This window comes from Winogradskyella poriferorum, assembly GCF_036553625.1.
In the GTDB taxonomy this organism is placed as follows: Bacteria; Bacteroidota; Bacteroidia; order Flavobacteriales; family Flavobacteriaceae; genus Winogradskyella; species Winogradskyella poriferorum.
Map to the genome: position 1 here is coordinate 127683 of NZ_JAZHOU010000004.1, position 24196 is coordinate 151878.

Annotated in this window: 15 protein-coding genes; 12 read left to right on the forward strand and 3 right to left on the reverse strand. The window is 34.2% G+C overall.

Going from position 1 to position 24196, the window contains the following annotated elements; translation table 11 throughout:
- Nucleotides 1–2: 2 nt before the first annotated feature.
- On the reverse strand, nt 3–1310 hold the full coding sequence (locus V1468_RS12575) for a glycoside hydrolase (protein ID WP_331810576.1): 1308 nt from the start codon (nt 1308–1310) through the stop codon (nt 3–5).
- 183 nt (nt 1311–1493) lie between these two features.
- Between V1468_RS12575 and V1468_RS12580 the strand changes: the two genes are divergently transcribed.
- From V1468_RS12580 to V1468_RS12590, 3 genes are all read left to right on the forward strand, one after another.
- Nucleotides 1494–3539 carry a thioredoxin domain-containing protein gene (locus tag V1468_RS12580; RefSeq protein ID WP_331810577.1) on the forward strand — a complete coding sequence of 682 codons (2046 nt, stop codon included), beginning with the start codon at nt 1494–1496 and terminating at the stop codon, nt 3537–3539.
- Nucleotides 3540–3720: 181 nt separating this feature from the next.
- Complete coding sequence (locus V1468_RS12585) at nt 3721–5985, forward strand: glycoside hydrolase family 3 C-terminal domain-containing protein (protein ID WP_331810578.1); 2265 nt, start codon at nt 3721–3723, stop codon at nt 5983–5985.
- Between the two features lie 45 nt (nt 5986–6030).
- Nucleotides 6031–7644, forward strand: coding sequence for a GH35 family beta-galactosidase (locus V1468_RS12590; RefSeq protein ID WP_331810579.1), 1614 nt, complete (start codon nt 6031–6033; stop codon nt 7642–7644).
- A gap of 17 nt (nt 7645–7661) precedes the next feature.
- On the opposite strand, the gene V1468_RS12595 is transcribed toward V1468_RS12590, so the two are convergent.
- Both V1468_RS12595 and V1468_RS12600 read right to left on the reverse strand, forming a co-directional pair.
- The gene (locus tag V1468_RS12595) at nt 7662–8690 is read right to left on the reverse strand and encodes a LacI family DNA-binding transcriptional regulator (RefSeq protein WP_331810580.1); all 1029 of its coding nucleotides are present in this window, start codon (nt 8688–8690) and stop codon (nt 7662–7664) included.
- Between the two features lie 84 nt (nt 8691–8774).
- On the reverse strand, nt 8775–9761 hold the full coding sequence (locus V1468_RS12600; protein WP_331810581.1) for an aldo/keto reductase: 987 nt from the start codon (nt 9759–9761) through the stop codon (nt 8775–8777).
- Nucleotides 9762–9860: 99 nt separating this feature from the next.
- Here V1468_RS12600 and V1468_RS12605 point away from each other — a divergent pair, with 99 nt between their 5' ends.
- From V1468_RS12605 to V1468_RS12645, 9 genes are all read left to right on the forward strand, one after another.
- On the forward strand, nt 9861–10997 hold the full coding sequence (locus V1468_RS12605; RefSeq protein WP_331810582.1) for an endo-1,4-beta-xylanase: 1137 nt from the start codon (nt 9861–9863) through the stop codon (nt 10995–10997).
- Nucleotides 10994–12922 (forward strand): sialate O-acetylesterase, encoded by a 1929-nt coding sequence (locus tag V1468_RS12610; protein ID WP_408647370.1) that lies wholly within the window; start codon nt 10994–10996, stop codon nt 12920–12922. The genes V1468_RS12605 and V1468_RS12610 overlap by 4 nt, the downstream gene beginning before the upstream one ends.
- Before the next feature lie 7 nt (nt 12923–12929).
- Nucleotides 12930–15548, forward strand: coding sequence for a glycosyl hydrolase 115 family protein (locus tag V1468_RS12615; protein WP_331810584.1), 2619 nt, complete (start codon nt 12930–12932; stop codon nt 15546–15548).
- A 33-nt stretch (nt 15549–15581) separates the two neighbouring features.
- Entirely contained in the window at nt 15582–17048 is a 1467-nt protein-coding gene (locus V1468_RS12620) for an MFS transporter (protein WP_331810585.1), read from the forward strand.
- Between the two features lie 18 nt (nt 17049–17066).
- Nucleotides 17067–18104 carry a glycoside hydrolase family 43 protein gene (locus tag V1468_RS12625; RefSeq protein ID WP_331810586.1) on the forward strand — a complete coding sequence of 346 codons (1038 nt, stop codon included), beginning with the start codon at nt 17067–17069 and terminating at the stop codon, nt 18102–18104.
- A 74-nt stretch (nt 18105–18178) separates the two neighbouring features.
- Complete coding sequence (locus tag V1468_RS12630) at nt 18179–19663, forward strand: FGGY family carbohydrate kinase (RefSeq protein ID WP_331810587.1); 1485 nt, start codon at nt 18179–18181, stop codon at nt 19661–19663.
- Nucleotides 19664–19692: 29 nt separating this feature from the next.
- On the forward strand, nt 19693–21003 hold the full coding sequence (gene xylA, locus V1468_RS12635; RefSeq protein WP_331810588.1) for a xylose isomerase: 1311 nt from the start codon (nt 19693–19695) through the stop codon (nt 21001–21003).
- Between the two features lie 3 nt (nt 21004–21006).
- Complete coding sequence (locus tag V1468_RS12640) at nt 21007–22623, forward strand: sodium:solute symporter (protein ID WP_331810589.1); 1617 nt, start codon at nt 21007–21009, stop codon at nt 22621–22623.
- Between the two features lie 11 nt (nt 22624–22634).
- Nucleotides 22635–24095: a vanadium-dependent haloperoxidase gene (locus V1468_RS12645; RefSeq protein WP_331810590.1), complete on the forward strand. Its 1461-nt coding sequence runs from the start codon at nt 22635–22637 to the stop codon at nt 24093–24095.
- Nucleotides 24096–24196: the final 101 nt, after the last annotated feature.

Consider the following 24196-nt stretch of genomic DNA (forward strand, 5'->3'; position numbering starts at 1 on the left):
ACCTAATCAGGTATTACTACTGTAACAACGCTTAAAGATGGAATATTTACTATTAACATATCATTCTCAGGGATTAATGCGGTTTCATCTCTATTTGATGAAAGTGTGGTAGTATATGCTGTACCGTTAGCAGGAGTATTACCGTCAACAGATATGTCTAGCTCTAGTGAGTTTGAGTTAGAATTTATGATCACTATTACTGTTTCATTATTGCCTCTATAAGTTGTACTCATTAAATCACCAGTAAATTGCATATTATTGGCTACCCTAATATATCCTGGTCTAATAAATTTTGAGAAATGTGAATAAGCAAATCCTCGTTTTAATATTTGACCATTAGTAGTCCCTTGCTGTCCTTCTCCGATGAAACTGTAATACCTTTTTAAATACCACCAAGTGTAAGCATTCCAGTTGCTTTCCATTGCTTCATGAATAGTTTCAAGCATTTCGAGAGTTTGTTCCCATTTTTCAAGTTCTGTAAATGCGTTCCATCGTGGATTACCATCATACTCACCAGAATAATCATTTAGTAAGTACTCTGTCATCCATATTTCTTTTCCTTTTTGTTCGGCTAATTCAAATGGACCTAATCCACCTCCGTATATATGGCCACCAACTATGTCTACATTATTAACAGCAATATCATCGTTTAAAACGTTATTGTAGTAGGATCTATTAAAATTAAATGACTCTGCAGTAATCACTGTGGTGTTAATACCACCTGCATGATCTCTAGTAAAATTTTCTATTTCTGTTTGTGTCCATTGTGTCCACTCACCTATATCAGGTTCATTTTGGATAGAGATAGCATGGAGATTCACTCCTTGAGTTTGCATAAAATTATCAAAACTATTTAGGTGTGCTACATAGTCGTCATACTTTTCTGGTAATATTCTTAATTCTGTTTGGTTTGGGTCTAACATGTCATCTGGCGCATTCCAAGGAGAGGCAAATACAATGGCACCTCTATCTTGAGCGTACTTGGCAACTTCAGCAATATCTGGCCAGGTATCTTGAGACGCAGGAATACTTACACGAAAAATACTTAATCCTAATTCATTATCACCAGTACCATAAGCTTTTTGAATATCACTCTCGTTAGGGAAACTAGAAACACCATTAAACACAGTATTACAGGCGCCAAAACCAGAAATACTTTGATATGTGTTACTCGTGTTTACCGAAATGGTACTAACATTTTCAGGAGTAGGGCCACCTACTTGATTACCTCCCTCATCACTGCTACTACATGTAAATAAGAGTACGGTTAATATAATAGTTGGAATAAATTTAAGAAGTTTGTTTTCCATAATAACAAGTTTAAATGTTTATGCAATCGGTTGCGTAAATATAGTTAAATTTGTTTCAATTCAAAATTCAATAGTAAAATAGAGTGAAAATATTTAGTTCAAATTTCTATTTTTGAATAACACATCATAATTGATAAAATGAGATTTAAGAAGGCTACGATTCTATTTTTTAATTTATTTATCATGTTTATCTCCTGTGATAATTCCGATAAAAAAGATAACAAATATGAGTTTACCAATGATCTTGTAAATGAAACGAGCCCTTACTTATTACAACATGCACATAATCCAGTAGATTGGAAACCTTGGAGTCAAAATGCCCTTAATACAGCAAAGCAAAATAACAAGTTGATTGTTATTAGTATTGGTTATTCATCTTGCCATTGGTGCCATGTTATGGAGGAAGAAACATTTTCTGATAATAGCATTGCCAAACTAATGAATGAAAATTTTATAAATATCAAAGTTGATAGAGAAGAACGACCAGATGTAGATAATATATATATGACTGCAGTTCAGCTAATGAATGGTAGTGGTGGCTGGCCTTTAAATGTTATTGCGCTACCAGACGGTAAACCTTTGTATGGCGGAACGTATCATAGCAAGGAGGATTGGGAAAAGGTGCTACTTCAAGTTAATGACTTTTATAAAAACAAGCCTGAACAAGCGCAAGATTATGCTGAAAATTTAGAGGCTGGTATTCAAAAAGTGAATCAAATTCAAAATGAATCTTCAAACAAAGATTTTATTGAAGAAGATATTTTGGAAATATTCGCTAATTCAAAGTCTAAATGGGACACTATTTGGGGAGGAAATTCGACTACCCAAAAGTTTATGATGCCAATAAACCTTGATTTTTTATTGGATTATGGCACTGTAAATAAAGATTCCTCAGCTTTAAATCAACTTAAATTAACCCTTGATTATATGGCTCTTAAGGGAGTAAATGATCATATAGATGGAGGTTTTTTTAGATATAGTACAGATAAAAAGTGGGAAATTCCACATTTTGAAAAAATGTTATACGACAATGCTCAGTTAATCAGTACATATTCAAAAGCCTACAAGGTGTTTAAAAATCCGTTATATAAAGAGGTTGTTACAAAAACTTTTGGTTTTTTGGATAGAGCATTAAATAGTGAATCTAATACCTATTTTGCTTCTATAGATTCAGGCTTAGAAGAAGGTGCTTATTATCTATGGACTGAAGAAGAACTTAGTAGGCTGGTAGTCAATGATTTTGATTTATTTAAATCGTATTTTTCAATTGATAAATCAAATATATTAGCAGGTCAGAAGTATCACTTAATTAAAAGTAATAATGATAAAAGCTTTACTAAGAAACATGGTTTAGAGGATAGCGCCTTTTTAAAGCTAAAATCTGAATGGTATAAAAGTTTGTCTGAAGCAAGATACAACAAGCAGTTACCGCAAGTTGATGATAAAATTATAGTTTCTTGGAATGCTCTAGCGATAATTGGTTTTTTAGATGCTTATTCTGCCTTTGATGAAGAAGAATATCTTCAGTCGGCTATTTCTACTTTCAAAAGCTTAAAATCGAAAGCTTTCAATAATAACGGTTTAATACATTCTTACAAGGCTAATAGTAAAAAGAGTGAAGTTTTTTTAGAGGATTATGCGTTTTTACAAAAAGCAGCCTTAAAATTATATTTCATTACAACTGAAGACCACTATCTACAATTTGCTGAAGAGTTAAGCGACATTATATTTTCTGAATATTCAGATAGTGAAGGGCCAATGTTTACATTTAGCAAAAGCAGAGAATTGATATTTAAAATTATAAAAACAGATGAAGGTGTAATGCCATCAGCTAATTCAGTGGTAGCAGAAAATTTATTTCTTCTAGGACACATAAAGTATAATAATGAATACTTAAACCGAAGTAAGCGTATGCTTCAGTCTATTGTTTCTTACTCTAAAGAAAAACCAGATTCTTTTAGTAACTGGAATAGCTTGCTCATTAAAACAGTATATCCCTTTTATGAAATTGCTGTTGTTGGTGAAAATGCTGAAGAACAATTATTAAAGTTGAATAAGTATCACTATCCAAATACATTAATGGTAGGAACCACAAAACAAAGCCTTATTCCATTATATAAAAACAGGTTTGTTGAAGATGAAACGTACATCTATGTTTGTAAGGATAAGACTTGCAAATTACCAGTTAAAACCTCTGATGCTGCCATAAACCAGCTTAATAGCTTTTAGGCTAAAAATAGTAATAGAATTCTTCATTAGGGTAAAGCTTTTTATGTATTCAAACTTCAATCTTTAAAAAGGTTTAAACTATAGAATTGCTAAAATTTCAATATATTGCAATCGGTTGCGTAAATATTTTTTAAAGCAATTATTACTATAAAATCAAAAACTAATCAATAGACAATTGCGTATGAAAGCGTCTAATTTTTTACTAGCGTTACTAGGTGTAATGTTATTTTTTTCTTGTGAGAACACTAAATCAAACAAGAAAATTAATGATAAAGAAGTACAATCTTTACATGAGGCTAAATTTCCTTTTTATGACACGTCCTTATCTATGGAAGAAAGGATTCAAGATTTAATTTCAAGATTAACTTTGGAAGAAAAGGCGGATCAAATGATGCATAATACAAGTGCAATTGAACGCTTAGATATTCCTCCATACAGTTACTGGAATGAAGCGCTACATGGAGTAGCACGATCGGGAGTAGCAACGGTCTTTCCTCAAGCCATTGGTTTAGCCGCTACATTTGATGATGATTTAACATTTAGAGTCTCTTCTGCAATTTCAGACGAAGCTCGTGCTATGCATAATGTAGCAAAAGAAAAAGGGTATCATAAACAATATGGCGGCTTAACTTTTTGGACTCCTAATATTAATATATTTAGAGATCCTCGTTGGGGTCGTGGACAAGAAACGTATGGTGAAGACCCTTATTTAACGTCTGTTATTGGAAAATCATTTGTAATGGGCTTACAAGGTGATAATCCAGATTATTTAAAAACAGCAGCCTGTGCTAAACATTATGCTGTTCATAGTGGTCCGGAAGAATTAAGACATGAGTTTAACGCTGTGTCGAGCAAGAAAGATTTATGGGAAACTTATCTTCCTGCATTTGAGGTTTTGGTTAAGGAAGCTAATGTAGAAGCCATTATGTGTGCTTACAACAGTACAAACGGAGAACCATGTTGCGCTAATAAATATTTAATACAAGATGTTTTACTTGATGAATGGAATTTTAAAGGTCATGTGTTAAGTGATTGTTGGGCAATTGTAGATTTTTACACACCTAAAGGTGAAGGAGGTCATGGTGTAACAAAAACGCAAGCTGAAGCCTCTGCTATGGCAGTAAAACATGGTGTGAGTTTAAACTGTGGCGATTCTTATTTAGAGGGACTTCCTGAAGCTGTGAAACAAGGTTTTATTACTGAAGCCGAAATAGATGAGAAATTAGCTATTTTGCTTAGAACAAGGTTTAGATTAGGTTTGTTCGACCCACCTAAAAGCAATCCTTATGATGATATTTCTGAAGATGTAATCAATAGTGATGCGCATAGAGATTTGGCTAGAGAAGTAGCACAGAAAAGTATTGTACTGCTCAAAAATAATGGTGTATTACCAGTAAAAAATGATTTGTCCAAGTACTTTATAACTGGTCCTGTAGCTATAGACACAGAAGTGCTGTTAGGTAATTATTATGGTGTAAACCCTAAGATGGTTACCATAATGGAGGGTATAGCAGGAGCAATAAGTCCAGCAAGTCAACTACAATATAGAATGGGTGCAATGCTCACGGTTCCTAAAGAAAATCCGTTAGATTATGCCACAGGAAACGCCTCAAATTCAGATGTTACATTTGTTGCTTTAGGCATTTCTGGATTGATAGAAGGAGAAGAAGGAGCTTCCATTGCATCAAAAACAAAAGGAGATAGACTAGATTATAATTTGCCAAAAAGTCAAATAGATTATCTTAAAGGATTGAGGAAAGCCGCAGATAAAGATCCTAACAATAAAAAGCCTATTATCAGTATTATCACAGGCGGAAGTCCAATGAATCTTGCAGAAGTTGAAGAGTTGTCAGATGCAGTATTGTTGGTTTGGTATCCAGGTGAAGAAGGCGGTAATGCTATAGCAGATGTGTTGTTTGGTAAAATCTCACCTTCAGGAAAATTGCCTATTACATTTCCAAAATCTTTAGATCAGCTTCCTGATTATGAAGATTACTCAATGATAGGTCGTACTTATAAGTATATGGATTCAGATCCAATGTACCCATTTGGCTATGGTCTGAGTTATACCACTTTTAAATATAGTAATGTCAATTTATCATCAAAGTCTATATCAAAGAATAGTACAATAACCTTATCTGTAGATGTAACAAATGATGGAGATGTAGATTCGGATGAAGTAGTTCAACTTTACATTACAGATGTTGAAGCTTCTTTTAGAGTTCCAAACTCTCAACTAAAAGCTTTTAAACGTGTTAGTATTAAATCTGGGGAGACCAAAAAAATAGAATTTAAATTAACATCAGAAATGTTTGAGGTTGTGAATGAACTTGGTGAAAAAGTGTTAGAGCCTGGCGAATTTAAAGTCTATGTTGGTGGTTCAAGCCCAATGGCTCGTAGTAAAGAATTGGGAATAGATATAGAGGAAATAACATTGAAAATCTGATATATTGTCAAAGCCAATAAACAAATAGACCTCAAAAAATAAGCTATGAATGTAAAGCTGACCGTATTTCTATTTTTTTTAGCTCTTGCATGTTGGTCACAAAATATACCGCATCTTAGCAAGCAAGGTAATACCACTCAACTGATTGTAGACCAAAAACCATTTATAATACTTGGAGGTGAATTAGGCAATTCTACATTTACAAGTTTCGGTAATATGGAAACTGTCTGGCCTAAGTTAAAAAGTCTAAATCTAAACACTGTTTTAGCGCCTGTTTACTGGGAGTTAATCGAACCAAAAGAAGGTGAGTTTGATTTTGAATTATTAGACAAATTGATTCAGGAGGCTAGGCATAATGATTTAAAGCTAGTTCTATTATGGTTTGCCTCTTGGAAAAATAGCATGTCTAGTCATGTTCCGTCTTGGGTTAAATTAGATCAAAAAAGATTTCCTAGAGTAAAAGATGATAATGGTATAAGTCATGAAATATTAACACCTTTTAGTGAAGATAACTTAAATGCAGATTTAAGAGCTTTTTCAATGTTAATGGCACATTTAAAGGAGATAGATGAGAAAGAAAACACGGTAATACTTGTACAATCTGAGAATGAAATTGGGATGCTTCCTTCAGCTAGGGATTATCATCCTTTGGCTAATGAAAAGTTCAATAAACCAGTTCCTGATGAATTAATAAACTATTTAACTAAAAATAAAAAGAACTTAGCTCCTGAACTAGTCTCTCACTGGAAAGAAAATGGGTATAAAACTCAGGGTAATTGGGAAGAGATATTCGGTAAAGGATTACATACTGATGAAATCTTTATGGCATGGTATTTTGCAGAATACACAAATAAAATTGTAAAAGCAGGTAAGAAAGAGTACAACCTACCAATGTTTGTAAATGCAGCTTTAAATGCACCTAATAAAAAACCAGGTGAGTATCCAAGTGCAGGTCCTTTACCTCATTTATTAGATATTTGGAAAGCCGCAGCGTCAAATATCGATTTCTACTCACCAGACTTTTATAATCCAAGATTTAAGCATTGGAACGATTTATATACTAGAAATGGAAATCCACTTTTTATTCCAGAGCACAGATTTGATAGTACTGTAGCAGCAAAGGCGATTTATGCAATTGGGCATTATGAAGCTATTGGTTTTTCGCCTTTTTCGATAGAATCTAATGATGATGTTGCGAGTGAAAACTTAAGTAAAATGTATGGATTAATTAATCAGCTAAGTTCCATAATTACAACAAATCACGGGAGAAATACTATAGAAGGAGTTTTATTAGATAAGGAAAATCCTGAAACAACATTTACACTAGGAGACTATGAGTTCATAGTAAAACATAGTCATACTTTGGGTTGGGAAAGTAATGCCAAGAACGAAGTTTGGGAACCAGCAGGCGCTATTTTTATTAGAACAGGAGAAAATGAATTTTATATAGCAGGAACTGGTATTGTTGCTACATTTAAGAATACGAAGCTAGAGAATGCTAAAGTTGGAATTTTAAAAAACACAGAAATTTCCAAGATAGATGACAATTGGAAGGTGTTAAGACATTTAAATGGTGACCAAACACATCAAGGGAGGCATATTAGAATTTTCTTGGGTAATTATACGATACAAAAACTAGAATTGTATAATTATGATTAAGGTTAATGTTTCAGAGTTTAATTTGTTTTTGTAGAACCTCGAACTATAATTTCTGTATTTAGAAAAGTAATCTCTGTTATGCTTTTCTTGTCTGATTTTTTTAAATGTTTAAGTATTTTTTTTGAAGATGTTTTACCCATCTCATATGCAGGATGCGATATTGTTGACAGTCCTGGGTCAATAATTTGTGATAAAGGGTCATTGTTAAACCCTATAATTTTAAGTTCGTCTGGTATTATCAATCCTCTTTGTTTTGCAACCTGAATTGCAGCAACTCCAGTAGTGTCATTTGATGTAAAAATACCATCTGGAGGATTATCCATATCAAGTAGTTTGTTGGTAGCTTTTTCACCTTCATCGTAACTCATACTTTTTACGTGTTGAATCAAATCTTCATCAATAGGTAAATTATGCTTTTTTAATGCATCTCTGTAACCTCTTTCACGTTCCTTATATATGTTTCTGAATTTTAATCCACCAATATGCGCTATACGTTTAGCTCCCATTTCAATTAGATGATTGGTGGCTTTGTATCCGGCAGAATAATTATCAATCATTACTCTATAAGTGTCAAAATCTTTCGGAACCCTATCAACAAAAACCAAGGGAATATCTTTTTTTATAAATTGATCAAAGTGATTGGTCTTGGTTGTTTCCATGGCTAAAGAACAGATGATACCACTTACTCTACTATTATATAAGGCTTGAGCTAAGGTTACCTCATCATTATAAGAATCATGCGATTGAGCTATTATGACATTATAACCTGCCTTCTGAGCAGTTTCCTCAATACCAGATATCAAAGAAGTTACAAAAGGTCTATTGAGGCGAGAAATTAGTACTCCAATAGTTTTTGTTTTATTATTTCTCAAACTGGAGGCTAATTCATTGGGTGTGTATCCCATTTTATCAGCCATTTCATTCACTCTTTTTATGGTTTTTTTGCTAATACTTCTATGATTCTTTAAAGCTCTTGAAACCGTAGAGCTCGATAAATTTAGCTCATTGGCAATGTCATAAATAGTAATATCTCTATTATTGGCCATATTGATTATTCATATTTAGTTAGTAAAAATAATATAATAAAATGTATAGCTATTTCTAAAGGTTATATAAGCTAATATTTCTAATTAATAGACACCTCTAATATACTGATGTATGTTGTTGGTGTAAAATGCATTTAATTGTGAGTGAAGATTAGAGCTTAATGTATTTAACTCAGATACACTACAATTAGAATCTATTTGCTTAGGTGAGCTAGCACCAGGAATTATACATGTTACAGCATCATGATCCAATATCCACCTTTGTGAAAATTGAGCCATACTTAAACCTTGTGGTAAATACTTTTCCTTTAATATTGTAGAGAGTTCTACTCCCTTTTCAAAAGGTAAGCCAGCAAATGTCTCACCTACATTAAAAGCTTCACCATTTCTATTGAAGTTCCTATGGTCAGATTCTGCAAATGTTGTTTCTTTAGTAAACTTGCCTGTTAGTAATCCGCTGGCCAAAGGCAATCGAACTATAATCCCAATATGTTTTTCCTTGGCTTTTGGTAAAAGTTCATCTAGAGCTTTTTGTCTTAAGACATTAAAGATAATTTGAAGCGAAGTAATACCTTCTTGTTCTAAGCAAAATAATCCTTCTTCAATAGTTTCGACAGAAGCTCCAAAAGCTTTAATTAGGCCTTCTTGTTTCAGCTGTCTTAACCAATCAAAAATTTCACCCTTATATAAAACATCAGATGGGATACAGTGAAGTTGTAATAAATCAATAGAGTCTAAGCCCAATCGCTTCAATGAATTTTCAACTGATAACCGCAAAGCTTTCTCACTGTAGTTGTCTGGAAAAACACTGGCATCACGTCCAAACTTTGTGGCGACTTTAAGATTAGCTTCTGTTGATTTTAAAAACTTTCCGATGAGCTCTTCGCTTTTACCAGCACCGTATACATCAGCAGTATCAAAAAAAGTAACTCCATTTTCAACCGCTTTGTTCATTATTGCAAAGGCTTTGTCTTGAGAAATATCTTTTCCCCAATCTCCACCTAGTTGCCAACAACCTAAACCTACTTCGCTTACTGTGAAATCTTTATAATCTAAATCTCTGTATTTCATATATAGAACTTAAACAATTAGTTTGCAAGATAGTGATTATACTCTGTTTTTTTTTATATTTACGCAACCGATTGCATTATTGCAGAAAAAATAACCAAGATGAAAAATGTACGTCATTATTTTGCTTTGTTTCTTAGCCTATTGATTTTAAATAGTTGTGAGCAAAAAAAAGAAGAAGTTGAAAAAGAAAATAACAGTGTAGGTTTAAAAGATGCCTTCAAAGAGGATTTTCTAATCGGTGTGGCTTTAAATACAAGTCAGATAGAAGAGCAAGACTCTGTTCAAAATAAACTAATAAGTACAGAGTTCAATAGTGTAACTCCAGAAAACATTATGAAGTCTTTATTAATTCATCCAAATAAAGACACTTATAACTTTGATTTACCGGATAAACTTGTAGCCTTGGCAGAAAAAAATGATATGCATATTCAAGGGCATACCCTAGTTTGGCATAGTCAATTATCACCGTTTTTTAAGGAGATATCAGATAGTACAGCAATGGTTGAAGCTTTAAAAGATCATATAAATACAATAGTTGGTAGATACAAAGGAAAGATTGATGCGTGGGATGTTGTAAACGAAGCATTAAATGATGATGGTACTTTGCGCAAAACAGTTTTTTTAGATGTTCTTGGTGAAGATTACTTGTCATTGGTATTTAATCTCACTCAAAAAGCAGATCCTGAAGTAGAGTTATTTTATAATGATTATAGCATGACCAATCCTAACAAACGTGCAGGTGCTATAAGAATAATAAAAAGAATGCAAGAACAAGGAGTGCGAGTAGATGGTATAGGTATGCAAGGTCACTGGGATTTGAATCGTCCAAGCATTGAAGAAATTGAAACCAGTATAGTACAGTATGCGGAATTAGGAATTAAAGTTGATATTACAGAATTAGATGTATCGGTAATACCAATGCCATGGGATTTTTCAGGTGCAGATGTTAATGTGAAATTTGAAAGCACAGACCCAACAATGAATCCTTATCCTAAGCAATTACCAGATTCAATACAAGATCAATTAGCAAAGCGTTACGAAGATATCTTTAAGTTGTTCCTGAAGCATAAAGACAAAATTAATAGAGTAACATTTTGGGGAGTCAATGATGGAGATTCATGGAAAAATGATTGGCCAATAGAAGGAAGAACTAACTATCCTTTATTATTTGATAGAAACAACGAAAAGAAAAAAGCATATCATTCAATAATAAAATTGAAATCAGATTCTAAATGATTTTGGTGAAAAAAATAGTATTCACATTAAGTCTTTTATTTACATGTTATGGCTTAAGTGCTGAGGTAAAACTGCCAAGCTTTATTGGTGACGGCATGGTGCTTCAGCGAAACGCTGAGGTTAAAGTTTGGGGTTGGGCTTCACCAAGTGAAAGGGTAACCATAAATTTTAATGACATAAATCTTGAAACTAAGACCAACTCAGATGGCGAGTGGAAGGTGGTTTTAAAAGATTTAAAAGAAGGCGGACCATATCAAATGGTAATCTCAGGTACTAACACCATAACTATAAATAATATATTAGTTGGTGATGTGTGGCTTTGTTCAGGGCAATCAAACATGGAATTGCCTATGCGAAGAGTAAAACCTTTGTATAAAGAAGAAATTGCGACAGCTCAAAATTCAAGAATACACTATATTGAAATTCCACAACGCTATAATTTTAAGCAACCACAACAAAATATTGAAAAAGTAAAATGGCAAGAAGTTAGCCCAGAAACTATTTCAGATTTTTCTGCTGTTGCCTATTTCTTTGCTAAAGAATTATACAATACCTATCAGGTACCTATAGGTTTAATAAATGCGAGCTTAGGTGGCTCACCTGCCGAATCTTGGTTAAGTGAAGATGCGCTAAAAAAATTTCCACATTATTTTAATGAATTACAACAATTTAAAAATGATGAGCTAATAGATTCCATTCAAAATCATGATGACAATTACTGGAAAGATTGGCATTACACACTTCATAAAAAGGATTTAGGTAACAAAGAAACTCCTTGGTATAACAAGAATTTAGATATATCAAATTGGGAGGAAATGGAAGTGCCAGGCTATTGGATTGATGAAAAACTTGGGGACAAACACGGTGTGGTTTGGTTTAGAAAAGATATAGATGTTCCGAAGTCAATGCTAAATCAACTCTTGTCATTAGAGCTTGGTAGAGTTGTCGATTCAGATTCTGTTTATGTTAATGGAACCTTTGTTGGTACTATAGGATATAAGTATCCACCAAGATGGTATACAATTCCAAAAGATCTTTTGGTTGAGGGTAAAAATAACATTACCGTTAGAGTTATCAATGAAAGTGGAAATGGTGGTTTTTATGAAGATAAACCTTATCGTATAACCTCAGAAAAAGATACGATTGGTTTAAAAGGTACATGGAAATATAAGCTCGGAGCTGAGATGCCAGCTAAAGCCAGTCAAACTTTTATTCGCTGGAAACCTACAGGTTTATATAATGCGATGATAGCGCCATTATTAAATTACAAATTAAAAGGTGTAATTTGGTATCAAGGAGAATCTAACGTTAAAAACCCAAAGGAATACGAAACACTTTTTCCATGCTTAATAGAAAACTGGAGAGCGAAATTCAACCAAGATAATCTTCCGTTTTTATTTGTTCAGCTGGCTAACTATTTAAAGGCTAATGACACACCAACAGAAAGCAGTTGGGCTGAGTTGAGAAATGCACAATTAAAAACATTATCTCTTCCAAATACTGCTATGGCTGTTACTATTGATATTGGTGAGTGGAATGACATTCATCCTCTAAATAAAAAAGATGTTGGTAAAAGATTGGCTTTAGCAGCTAAAAATATAGCCTACAAAGACTCTGAAGTTGTGTATTCTGGTCCATTATTTAAGTCTTATGAAATAAAAGGAAATAAGATAATTCTAGAATTTGAAAACACAGGCAGTGGTTTAATGGCTAAAGGAGGTGAGTTAAAAGAGTTTGCAATAGCTGGTGCAGATAAAAAATTTGTTTGGGCAAAAGCAGAAATAAAAGGTGATAAAGTAATAGTTACAAATCCAAGTATTACAAACCCAGTGGCAGTTAGGTATGCTTGGGCAGATAATCCTGATGAAGCCAATTTATTCAATAAAGAAAATTTACCAGCTTCACCTTTTAAAACCGATAATTAAATTACCTATGAAATCTAATCAATTCTTACTCTTTCTTATCTCTTTGGTTTTGTTGTCTTGTAATCAAGACAATAAAAACTTAGAAAACAATAAGGAATTTCAATCCTATATTCAAACTGATGCAGGTTTTGCAGTAGTTAATAATAATGAAGCAACTCCAATTTATTTAAGTGATAATGAACATAGCGGAGTTATAAAAATAGCAGAAAAATTTCAACACGACATAGAACGAGTTACCAATGTAAAACCAAACCTAATTGTAGATAAAGAGCCAACAGAAGGTGTTGCAATTATTGTGGGAACAATTGGTCAGAGCAAATTAATAGATAAGCTGATTTCTGATAAGAAAATTGATGTTTCATCAATTCAAGGAAAATGGGACACTTTTTTATTAGAAACTGTAAAAAATCCATTTGAAGGTGTCGATGAAGCCTTGGTAATAGTAGGAAGTAATAAGCGAGGTACTATTTATGGTATGTTCGATATGTCTTATGAAATGGGAGTGTCGCCAGTTTATTATTGGTGCGATGTTCCTGCAAATCAAAAGGAAAATGTATTTATAGTTAGAGGTAGCCACACCAAAGGCACACCAAAAGTAAAATATCGTGGCATCTTTATAAATGATGAAGCTCCAGGATTAACAAGTTGGGTATATCCAAAATTTGGTGATTTTAATGCCGAATTTTATGAACATGTTTTTGAACTTTTACTACGTATGAAAGGCAATTATCTTTGGCCTGCAATGTGGTCTCCAAGAAAGTTTTATGCAGATGATCCAGCCAATGGTGAGCTTGCAAATGAGTTAGGTATTGTAATGGGTACATCTCATCACGAGCCTCTGGCACGTGCTCATGCAGAATGGAAACCTCCTTTTGCAAAAGGACCTTGGAATTATTCTGAGAACAAAGACGAGTTAGAAGAATTCTGGAAAGGTGGAATGGAAAGAGCAAAAGACTGGGAGTCATTAATCACTGTGGGTATGCGTGGTGACGGAGATGAGGCCATGAGCGAAGAAACAGCCACTGATTTATTAGAAACCATAGTGAAAGCACAACGTGGCATTATAGAAGAAGTTACGGGCAAACCTGCTGACGAAACACCTCAAATATGGGCGCTTTACAAAGAGGTTCAAGATTATTACGATAAGGGTATGAGAGTGCCAGATGATGTGACCTTATTGTTTTGTGATGATAATTGGGGAAACATAAGAAAACTTCCTGCTTTAGATGCTGAACCTAGAGAAGGTGGCTACGGTATTTATTATCATTTCGATTATGTTGGTGGGCCAAGAAGTTACAAATGGATTAATACAACACAAATAGAACGCGTTTGGGAACAAATGCACTTGGCTTACGAACATGATGTGAAGAATGTGTGGATTGTAAATGTTGGTGATATAAAACCAATGGAATTTCCTATTGAATTTTTTCTAGATTATGCTTGGGATCCAGATAAATGGACAGCAGATAACCTTCAAGACTATTACACACAATGGGCAGCAAAACAATTCGGTAAAGAACATGCTGAAGCGATAGGTGAATTTGTAAAAAAATATACCAAGTTTAATGCAAGACGAAAACCAGAACAACTAAATGACTATGTGTATAGTCTAACTAACTTCAATGAAGCCGATAAAATAGTTGAAGACTATAATACTTTACTAAATGAAGTTCAGGATCTAAAACAAAAACTACCAAAAGAATATCATAATGCTTATTACCATTTAGTTGAGCATCCTGTAGAGGCAAGTGCAAATTTAAATGAGTTGTATATAGCTGCTCAAAAAAATAAATGGTATGCAGAACAAGGTAATCCTTTAGCAAACGAGTATGCTAAAAAAGTAGAAGAGTTGTTTGTGAAGGACTCCTTAATCACAAAATACTATCATGAAGAGGTAGCTGGAGGAAAATGGGATGGTATGATGTCTCAAACCCATATTGGTTACACATATTGGAATTCACCTAGGTATAATAATATTCCTGAGACAACACTTGTCGATGAAAATACAGAATACACTGCTGTGGAAGAAGAAAAAGCCGATGCTGAAATAGAAATCCCAAATGGAGCAAAAGGGTTTATTGAAAACAATAATTACATTTCTATAGAAGCAACAAATTTCACAGATAAATCAGAACCAGAACCTTTTGAATGGAAAACGGTTGAAAATTTAGGAAAAACAGGGTCTTCGATAATTTCTCTACCAATAAAAGAAGGTAGAGTAGAGTTAACTTCTAGTTCACCAAAATTATCATATGATGTTCACTTCAAAAGTAAAGGAACAATAAAGGTACATGCTTATTTTTCACCTACAATTAATTATTCCACAAGAGAAGGTATGTATTACGGTTTATCTTTTAATGATAAAAAACCAACATTAGTAAACTATGATTCTGACCCACTAATATTTAATTACAACGGAAAAGTACCTAGCAATTGGCACAATGATGTTGGTGATAATATTAAGATTATTACTACCGAATTTGAGATTAATGAAATTGGAAATCATACCCTAAATTATTTTAGAGTAGATGAAGGTTTGGTGCTTCAGAAAATCGTTATAGAAACTTCAGAAAATAGTTTACCTAAAAGTTATTTAGGTCCACCTCAAAGTCACTTTTCTGAATAGTGATGCATCATTAAACGAACTAAACTAATCAAAATGAATACAGAATCACAAAAATTATCAGTACTAGAAAAAGTCGGTTATAGCTTGGGCGATTTAGCGGCTAATCTGGTGTTTCAAACGCTAATTACTTATTTAGCATTCTTTTACACAGATATTTATGGTCTAGATGCTGGTCATGCTTCTGCGATTATGTTCGTAGTAGGTCTTGTCGCTGCCTTTGGTTTTAATCCAATTATTGGTGCATTAGCAGACAGAACTACCTCAAGATGGGGGAAATTTAGACCATGGATTCTTTTTACTTCCGTTCCACTTGGTGTAATTGCGTTATTAGCTTTTAGTACACCAGATTTCGAGTATAAAGGAAAAGTGATTTATGCTGTTATAACCTATACTCTATTATTATTGTTGTACGCAGCAAACAACTTGCCTTATTCAGCTTTAAGTGGAGTTATTACTGGAGATATGAAAGAGCGAAACAGTATGTCAGCGTATCGTTTTGTTGCTGTTATGTTTGCACAATTCTTTGTACAAGTTTTTATGCTCTCCATTATTGAATCTGCAGGTGGAGGTGATAAGGCTGTCGGTATTGAAAAGGTAATGACATGGTTGGCGGTTATAGGAACTATTATGCTAATAATTACATTTTTAACTACAAGAGAACGTGTAATTCCTAAGCCAGAACAAAAATCAACTTTAAAAGAGGATTTAAGTGATTTGACAAAAAATAAACCATGGGTAATCATGCTTGTTCTCACAACGCTTGTGTTTGTAACACTTGCTATGAAAGGCGGTTCATATGTCTATTACTTTAAGAATTACGTAGATGCTGGTGAATTAACTCAATTTATAAGTCCAATTCTGGATGCTTTAACTAATGTTGGGATTAATTTCTTTGGTGAAGATCCAGTTTCGGCAGGTTTCGGACTTTTTAATGCAGGTGGAATAATTTTCATGATTGTAGGCATTGGTCTTTCTAAAAAACTTGCTGATAAATATGGTAAAAGAGATGTTTTTAGGTTCTTTCTGTTTATTTCAACTTTATTTATTTTGATATTCTACTTTTTCTCACCAGAATCGGTAGAACTCATGTTTTTATCGCAAATACTACATGGATTCTTTTATGGAATAACAATTCCGATTCTGTGGGCTATGATTGCTGATGTAGCAGATTATTCAGAATGGAAAACCAATAGAAGAGCTACAGCCATTATATTTTCGGCTATGATGGTCGGTCTAAAACTAGGGTTGACGATAGGTGGCTCTTTAGTAGCTTGGATATTGGAAGCCTATGGTTACATTACAAAAGAGGCAGCTCAAGCAAAAGGTGTAGCGCTAGATTTAATTACACAACCCGAAAGCGCTATTGACGGAACAAAACTGCTCGTTAGTATTTACCCTTCAATTCCTTTTTTCATAGGTTGTTTACTTTTATTCTTTTATGAAATCAATAAAAAGATGGAAACTCAAATAGAAACAGAACTTAAAGCAAGACGATTTTAAATAAATAGAAAAGACATTATGCCAGAAGATAGTATTGATCATATAGATTTTGATGAATTAAATAAAAAGGCCATTTCTCAGCCTTTGGTAAAACACATATACACAGCAGATCCTTCTGCACATTATTTTAATGGGAAAATATATATTTATCCATCACATGATGTTGATGCTGGTGAAGCATTTGACGATTTAGGAAGTCATTTTGCTATGGAAGATTATCATGTAATTTCCATGAAAAGTGTTGATTCTGAAGCCGTAGATCATGGTTTAGCACTACATGTCAATGACGTAGATTGGGCAGAAAAACAAATGTGGGCACCAGATGCAGCACACAAAAACGGAAAATATTATCTGTATTTTCCTGCTAAAGGCTACGATGGTATTTTTAGAATTGGTGTAGCTGTTAGCGATTCACCAATGGGACCGTTCAAGCCTCAGCCAGAAGCTATAAAGAATAGTTTTTCAATAGATCCTGCAGTATTTGAAGATGAAGATGGCAGCTATTACATGTATTTTGGAGGAATTTGGGGAGGACAACTACAGCGCTGGAGAACAGGAAGCTTTAATGCCGAAGAACCAGAAAGTCCTACAGCACATTTGCCAAAGGATGATGAGCCAGCATTATTGCCTTTTGTTGCAAAAATGACCGATGATTTATTAGAGTTTGCTGAAAAACCAAAGGAGATTCAAATACTTGATGAAAACGGAGATTTACTATTAGCAGGAGATAATGAAAGACGCTTTTTTGAAGCTGCATGGATGCATAAATACAACGGAAAGTACTATTTTTCATATTCAACAGGAGATACGCACTTTATTTGTTATGCAGTAGGTGATAATCCTTATGGTCCATTTACTTATGGAGGACGAATATTGAATCCAGTAGTAGGGTGGACGTCTCACCATTCTATTTGTGAAGTTGAGGGAAAATGGTATTTGTTTTATCATGATTCGTCACTTTCAAAAGGGGTTACGCATCTAAGATCAATTAAAGTGACAGAGATTACATACAATGATGATGGTAGCATTCAAACTATTGATCCCTATACCAAATAAAAGGTTTTATCTTAGTATAACCAGTTGAAAGAAATAAATAAACTCAATCAATTAGAACGAAATTAAAATAAGTAATGGCATATTATATAGGATATGATTTGGGAAGCTCTTCGGTAAAAGCTGCGTTAGTAGATGCTTCAAGCGGACAATCTATTGGTATTACCAATTATCCTGAAAATGAGATGAAGATTATTTCCCTAGAGACAGGTTGGGCAGAGCAGCAACCTGAATTGTGGTGGAAAAATATTATAAAAGTTACTGAAAAACTTCTAACAGAAACAGGAGTCAACTCAAGCCAAATAAAAGGTGTTGGTATTGCTTATCAAATGCATGGACTCGTTACAGTAGATAAAGATCATAATGTACTTCGTCCGTCGATAATTTGGTGTGATAGTAGAGCTGTTAATATAGGTAATCAAGCTTTTCTTGAAGTTGGAAAAGAAAAATGTATTTCACATCTTTTGAATTCTCCTGGGAATTTCACCTTGTCAAAACTTAAATGGGTTAAGGAAAATGAACCTGAAGTTTACAGTAAAATTTATAAGTTTTTACTACCAGGTGACTTTATATCATTGAAGTTAACAGGGAAGCCAACTACTACCATATCTGGTCTTTCTGAGGGCATTATGTGGGATTTTAAAGAAAACAAACCTGCTGAATGGCTTTTTGAGCATTTTGGTATTAGTACCGATTTAATTCCGGAAATTGTTCCAACCTTCTCAAACCAAGGTTTAGTGAACAAGGAAGCCGCAAAAGAAATTGGTTTGCCAGAGGGCATACCAGTACTTTACAGATCTGGAGACCAACCTAATAATGCCTTGTCTCTAAACGTGCTAAATCCTGGTGAAATTGCAGCTACTGGAGGTACAAGCGGTGTTGTTTATGCATTGACAGACAGAACGGATTCTAAGGAAAGTATAAGAATAAATAGCTTCGCGCATGTTAATTACACAAAAGAAAAGCCTGTTATTGGCAAACTCTTAAACATTAATGGAGCAGGTATTCAATACAGTTGGATGAAAAGTCAATTAGCATCAAGTTCTAGTTATAATGATATCAATGAGCTTGCAGCTAGAGTTCCTGTAGGGTCTGATGGTTTAAGAATTATACCTTTCGGTAATGGTGCAGAGCGTATGCTAGAAAACGCAAATAATGGATCGTCGATTTTTAATTTAAATTTCAATAAACATCAAAGTCAACATCTTTTTAGAGCAGCTTTAGAAGGCATTGCTTTTGCTTTTGTGTACGGTATAAATATACTCAAGGAAGATGGTGTTGAAGTTTCAAGAATACGTGCTGGAAACGATAATCTGTTTCGTTCAGAAATATTTTCAAAAACAATAGCAACATTAACCGATGCCAAAATAGATATTATGGATTCTACTGGTGCTGTGGGTGCGGCTAGGGCAGCAGGTGTTGCTAACAAAGATTTTGAAACGTTAGAATCGGCTTTTTCTGAAAATGAAAAGGTATTGACTTACTATCCATTAACGGATAAACAACAGTATAAAGAGGCCTATGATTCATGGGTTCAATATTTAGAAAATAGATACAAATAATTAAATATAGAATATAAAATAATAAAGAGATGAAAGAATACTTTAAAGGAATAGATAAGATAAAATATGAAGGGCATTTATCCGATAACCCTTTGGCTTTTAAATATTATGATCCAGACAAAGTGGTGGCTGGAAAAACTATGCGTGAACATTTTAAGTTCGCTATAGCTTACTGGCATACATTCTGTGGACAAGGAGCAGATCCATTTGGTCCTGGAACGCAAAATTTTGAATGGGACCAAGCTGCGGATCCAATACAGGCCGCAAAAGCTAAAGCTGATGCTGCGTTTGAATTTATTTCAAAAATGGGATTTGACTATTTCTGTTTTCACGATTACGATTTAGTTCAAGAAGGTGCTACGTTTGCAGAATCTGAAAAGCGTTTATCTCAAATAGTAGATTATATCAAGCCTAAAATGGATGATACAGGAATCAAGCTTCTTTGGGGAACAGCCAATTGCTTTTCAAACCCAAGGTATATGAATGGTGCAGCAACTAATCCAGATTTTGATGTTGTAGCAAGAGCAGGTGGTCAGGTTAAATTAGCTTTAGATGCTACTATGGCTCTCAACGGCGAAAATTATGTGTTTTGGGGAGGTCGTGAAGGTTACATGTCTTTGTTAAACACAGATATGGGTAGAGAGTTAGATCATATGGCTCAATTCCTAACTATGGCGAGAGACTATGCAAGAAAACAAGGGTTTAAAGGAACTTTCTTTATTGAACCTAAACCAATGGAGCCTTCTAAGCATCAGTATGATTTTGATTCGGCTACTGCAATAGGTTTTTTACGTGAGTATGGTTTAGATAAAGATTTTAAAATAAATATTGAAGTCAACCACGCAACATTAGCCCAACATACATTTCAGCACGAACTTGAAGTGGCGGCAAAAGCAGGAATGTTAGGTAGTATAGATGCTAATAGAGGAGATTATCAAAATGGTTGGGATACAGACCAATTTCCAAATAATATACTTGAAACTACGGAAGCTATGCTTGTATTTCTACAAGCAGGTGGACTCCAAGGTGGAGGTGTGAATTTTGATGCAAAAATAAGAAGAAACTCAACGGATTTAGAAGATGTTTTCCACGCGCATATTGGTGGTGCAGATACTTTTGCACGTGCACTAATCACAGCAGATAAGATTATGTCATCATCTCCTTATAAAAAGCTCCGAGAAGAACGTTATAGTTCTTTTGATTCTGGCAAGGGAAAGGATTTTGAACAAGGAAAACTGAATTTAGAAGCGTTATATGAAATAGCCCATGAAAATGGTGAGCTAGAACTTAAAAGTGGAAAGCAAGAACTTTTCGAAAACATTATCAACCAATACATCTAATAAATGGAGAGCATACTTAGTGGGTTAGATTGGGTAGTCCTAGGACTGTATTTTTTAGCACTCATAGCTGTAGCAGTTTGGGTGATTTTAAAGAAAAATAAGAATACAGAGGACTATTTTCTTGCAGGTAGAAACGTTGGTTGGTTTGTTATTGGAGCTTCAATTTTTGCCTCAAATATCGGGTCAGAACATGTTGTTGGTTTGGCAGGTACAGGTGCAGAGTCAGGAATGCCAATGGCGCATTATGAATTGCATGCTTGGATTGTTCTTTTGCTTGGGTGGTTGTTTTTACCCTTTTACATAAGAAGTGGAGCATTTACAATGCCAGAGTTTTTAGAAAAACGTTTTGATACAAGATCGCGATGGTTTTTGTCTGTCTTTTCATTAGTGGGTTATGTACTTACTAAAGTTTCGGTAACAATCTATGCAGGTGGTATTGTGGTTTCAGAACTATTAGGTATTCCTTTTTGGTATGGAGCTATAGGTATCGTTGTATTTACTGGTTTATACACCATCGTTGGCGGTATGAAGGCCGTAATTTATACCGAAACCCTTCAGACGGTTATTTTAATTCTTGGTTCTGTAATTATAACCTACTTAGGTTTACAAGAAGTAGGAGGATGGAGTGAATTAAGGGCAACTGTTGGCTCTGAACATTTTAATATGTGGAGACCAATGAGCGATCCTGATTTTCCTTGGACAGGTTTATTATTCGGAGGAACAGTAGTAGGTGTTTGGTATTGGTGTACAGACCAATATATTGTACAGCGTACTTTGGCCGCTAAGAATATTAAGATTGGAAGACGAGGCGCAATTTTTGGTGCTTATTTGAAGATTTTACCGATTTTCATTTTTTTAATACCAGGTATCATAGCTTTTGCACTTTCACAACAAGGGGTTTTAAGTTATGATAAAGCAGATGAAGTATTTCCTGTAATGGTTAAAACACTCTTGCCAACAGGTTTAAAAGGATTGGTTGCTGGTGGATTGATGGCTGCATTGATGAGTTCTCTAGCTTCAGTATTTAATTCGTGCTCAACAATATTCACTATAGATATTTATAAGAAGTTAAAACCAAATATGCCAGAGAAAAAGCTTCTTAGGATAGGGAGAATTGCAACAGCTATTGTGGTTGTTTTAGGTATTATCTGGATACCAATAATGGAGAAAATAGGAGGAGGTACTTTGTATAAGTATCTTCAAATTGTTCAATCTTATATTGCACCGCCTATAACCGCAGTTTTTGTATTGGGTATTTTATGGAAACGTGTTAATGCTAAGGCCGCAATTGTGACTTTAATGTCAGGTCTGGTTGTAGCAGTATTGCGTATTGCCGCAGAATTAAGTATTGAAAGCTTGTCTGGTGTAGCACATACTTTTGCTACAATTAATTTTGCTCATATGGCAATTTTTATGTTCATATTTTCAATAATAGTTTGTGTGTTGGTAAGTTTAGCAACACAAGCACCAAATTACGAAAGAATAAAAGGTTTAGCCTTTGGCACATTGTCTGAAGGACAACAACAAGAAAATAAAGATAGCTTTGATACAATTGATGTCATATTATCAGTTGTTTTAGTCATTGTAGTTATAGGTGTTCTAACATATTTTACAGGTTAAATTAACAATTAATGAAACGAGTTTATGTAATTTTCTTCATGATGTTCCTCACTTTTGGTTGTAAGGATGCTACTAGTAATAAAGAAGTAAAATTAGCTGAGGAACCACAAGGTGTAAATAATATTGCATATAAATGGGGTCAATTAGCATTGACTGCTACAGCTAGTGATACCGAACGTTTCAAACCAAGACCAACTATCACTTCGAGATATTTAGCATTAATTTTTGTTTCAATTTTTGATGCTTGGTCTAGGTATGATGAAAACGCAATTCCGGTTTATTTAGATGGTGTTAAGCGTAGACCAGAAGATGAGCGCTCTCTAAAAAATAAGGAAATTGCTGTTAGTTATGCGGCATTTCGAGCAATGAGCGAGTACTATTATTCAGACCAAAAGATGTTTGAAGACTTTATGAGAGATTTGGGATTAGATCCCAATAATAAAAGTTTAGATCCCAACACACCTGAAGGTATAGGAAATTTAGCTGCAAAAACTGTAATTGAAGCTAGAAAAGATGATGGATCAAATCAATATGGAGAAGAAGAAGGCTCAAATGGGCAGCCTTATTTTGATTATACTAATTATGAACCCATTAACTCGGTAGACCAAAGTGTAGACCCTAATCGCTGGCAGCCTAAATACTTTTCTGATGGTAAGGGAGGAAAATTTGCACCTGGTTGTTTAACACCGTTTTGGGATAAGGTTAAGCCAATTGCTTTAAGATCTGGAGATCAATTTAGACCAGGTCCACCACCAATGATAGGTTCTGAGCAGTTAAAAAAAGAAGTGCAAGAAGTCATTGATATGCAAGCTAATTTAACGGACTATCAGAAAGCCTTAGTTGAATTTATGAGAGATGGTCCGCAATCAGTGCAACAAGCAGGTCATTGGCTTAAATTTGCCCAAGATGTTTCCGTAAGAGATAATCATACTTTAGACCAAGATGTAAAAATGTACTTTTACAATCAGGTTGTAGCTATGGATGCTTTTATAGCGTCATGGGATTCAAAAATGTATTATGATTTTGCAAGACCTTACGCTTTAGTACACCAATATTACGACGATCAAAAGATAAAAGCATGGGGAGGAGAAGGAAAAGGTATGGTTGAAATGGCTGGTAAACAATGGAGGCCATACTCTCCCGATACTTTTTTGTGCCCACCATTCCCTAGCTATACTTCAGGACACAGTACAATAAGCGGTGGATGTGGTGAAGCGCTTAAACTCTGGACTGGGAGTGACGAGTTTGGTTCTAGTGCAAAATTGATTGCAGGTGCTATGACAGAGCCCAATAATTTAGGTGATACAATTACCTTAGAATTTCCAACTTTTACGAAAACAGCCGAGATGGCAGGTATTTCTAGAGTTTTAGGTGGATATCATATTCAAGCCGACAATGTTGCTGGTTTAGAGCTTGGAAGAAACGTTGCTAATGAAGCTTGGAAATTTTATAAAAAGCATGTTGGCGAATAAAATTAGGCTTTCAATTTTTGTAATTCAACATAGCAATTTTAACTGTTTTAGATAATAGAATTCTCATAATCTAATTAAATAGCTTTTATATTTCTAACATC

Coding starts and splice junctions, on each gene's coding strand:
- V1468_RS12575 (WP_331810576.1), bottom strand. CDS start 1,310: ATGGAAAACAAACTTCTTAAATTTATTCCAACTATTATATTAACCGTA.
- V1468_RS12580 (WP_331810577.1), top strand. CDS start 1,494: ATGTTTATCTCCTGTGATAATTCCGATAAAAAAGATAACAAATATGAG.
- V1468_RS12585 (WP_331810578.1), top strand. CDS start 3,721: ATGAAAGCGTCTAATTTTTTACTAGCGTTACTAGGTGTAATGTTATTT.
- V1468_RS12590 (WP_331810579.1), top strand. CDS start 6,031: ATGAATGTAAAGCTGACCGTATTTCTATTTTTTTTAGCTCTTGCATGT.
- V1468_RS12595 (WP_331810580.1), bottom strand. CDS start 8,690: ATGGCCAATAATAGAGATATTACTATTTATGACATTGCCAATGAGCTA.
- V1468_RS12600 (WP_331810581.1), bottom strand. CDS start 9,761: ATGAAATACAGAGATTTAGATTATAAAGATTTCACAGTAAGCGAAGTA.
- V1468_RS12605 (WP_331810582.1), top strand. CDS start 9,861: ATGAAAAATGTACGTCATTATTTTGCTTTGTTTCTTAGCCTATTGATT.
- V1468_RS12610 (WP_408647370.1), top strand. CDS start 10,994: ATGATTTTGGTGAAAAAAATAGTATTCACATTAAGTCTTTTATTTACA.
- V1468_RS12615 (WP_331810584.1), top strand. CDS start 12,930: ATGAAATCTAATCAATTCTTACTCTTTCTTATCTCTTTGGTTTTGTTG.
- V1468_RS12620 (WP_331810585.1), top strand. CDS start 15,582: ATGAATACAGAATCACAAAAATTATCAGTACTAGAAAAAGTCGGTTAT.
- V1468_RS12625 (WP_331810586.1), top strand. CDS start 17,067: ATGCCAGAAGATAGTATTGATCATATAGATTTTGATGAATTAAATAAA.
- V1468_RS12630 (WP_331810587.1), top strand. CDS start 18,179: ATGGCATATTATATAGGATATGATTTGGGAAGCTCTTCGGTAAAAGCT.
- xylA (WP_331810588.1), top strand. CDS start 19,693: ATGAAAGAATACTTTAAAGGAATAGATAAGATAAAATATGAAGGGCAT.
- V1468_RS12640 (WP_331810589.1), top strand. CDS start 21,007: ATGGAGAGCATACTTAGTGGGTTAGATTGGGTAGTCCTAGGACTGTAT.
- V1468_RS12645 (WP_331810590.1), top strand. CDS start 22,635: ATGAAACGAGTTTATGTAATTTTCTTCATGATGTTCCTCACTTTTGGT.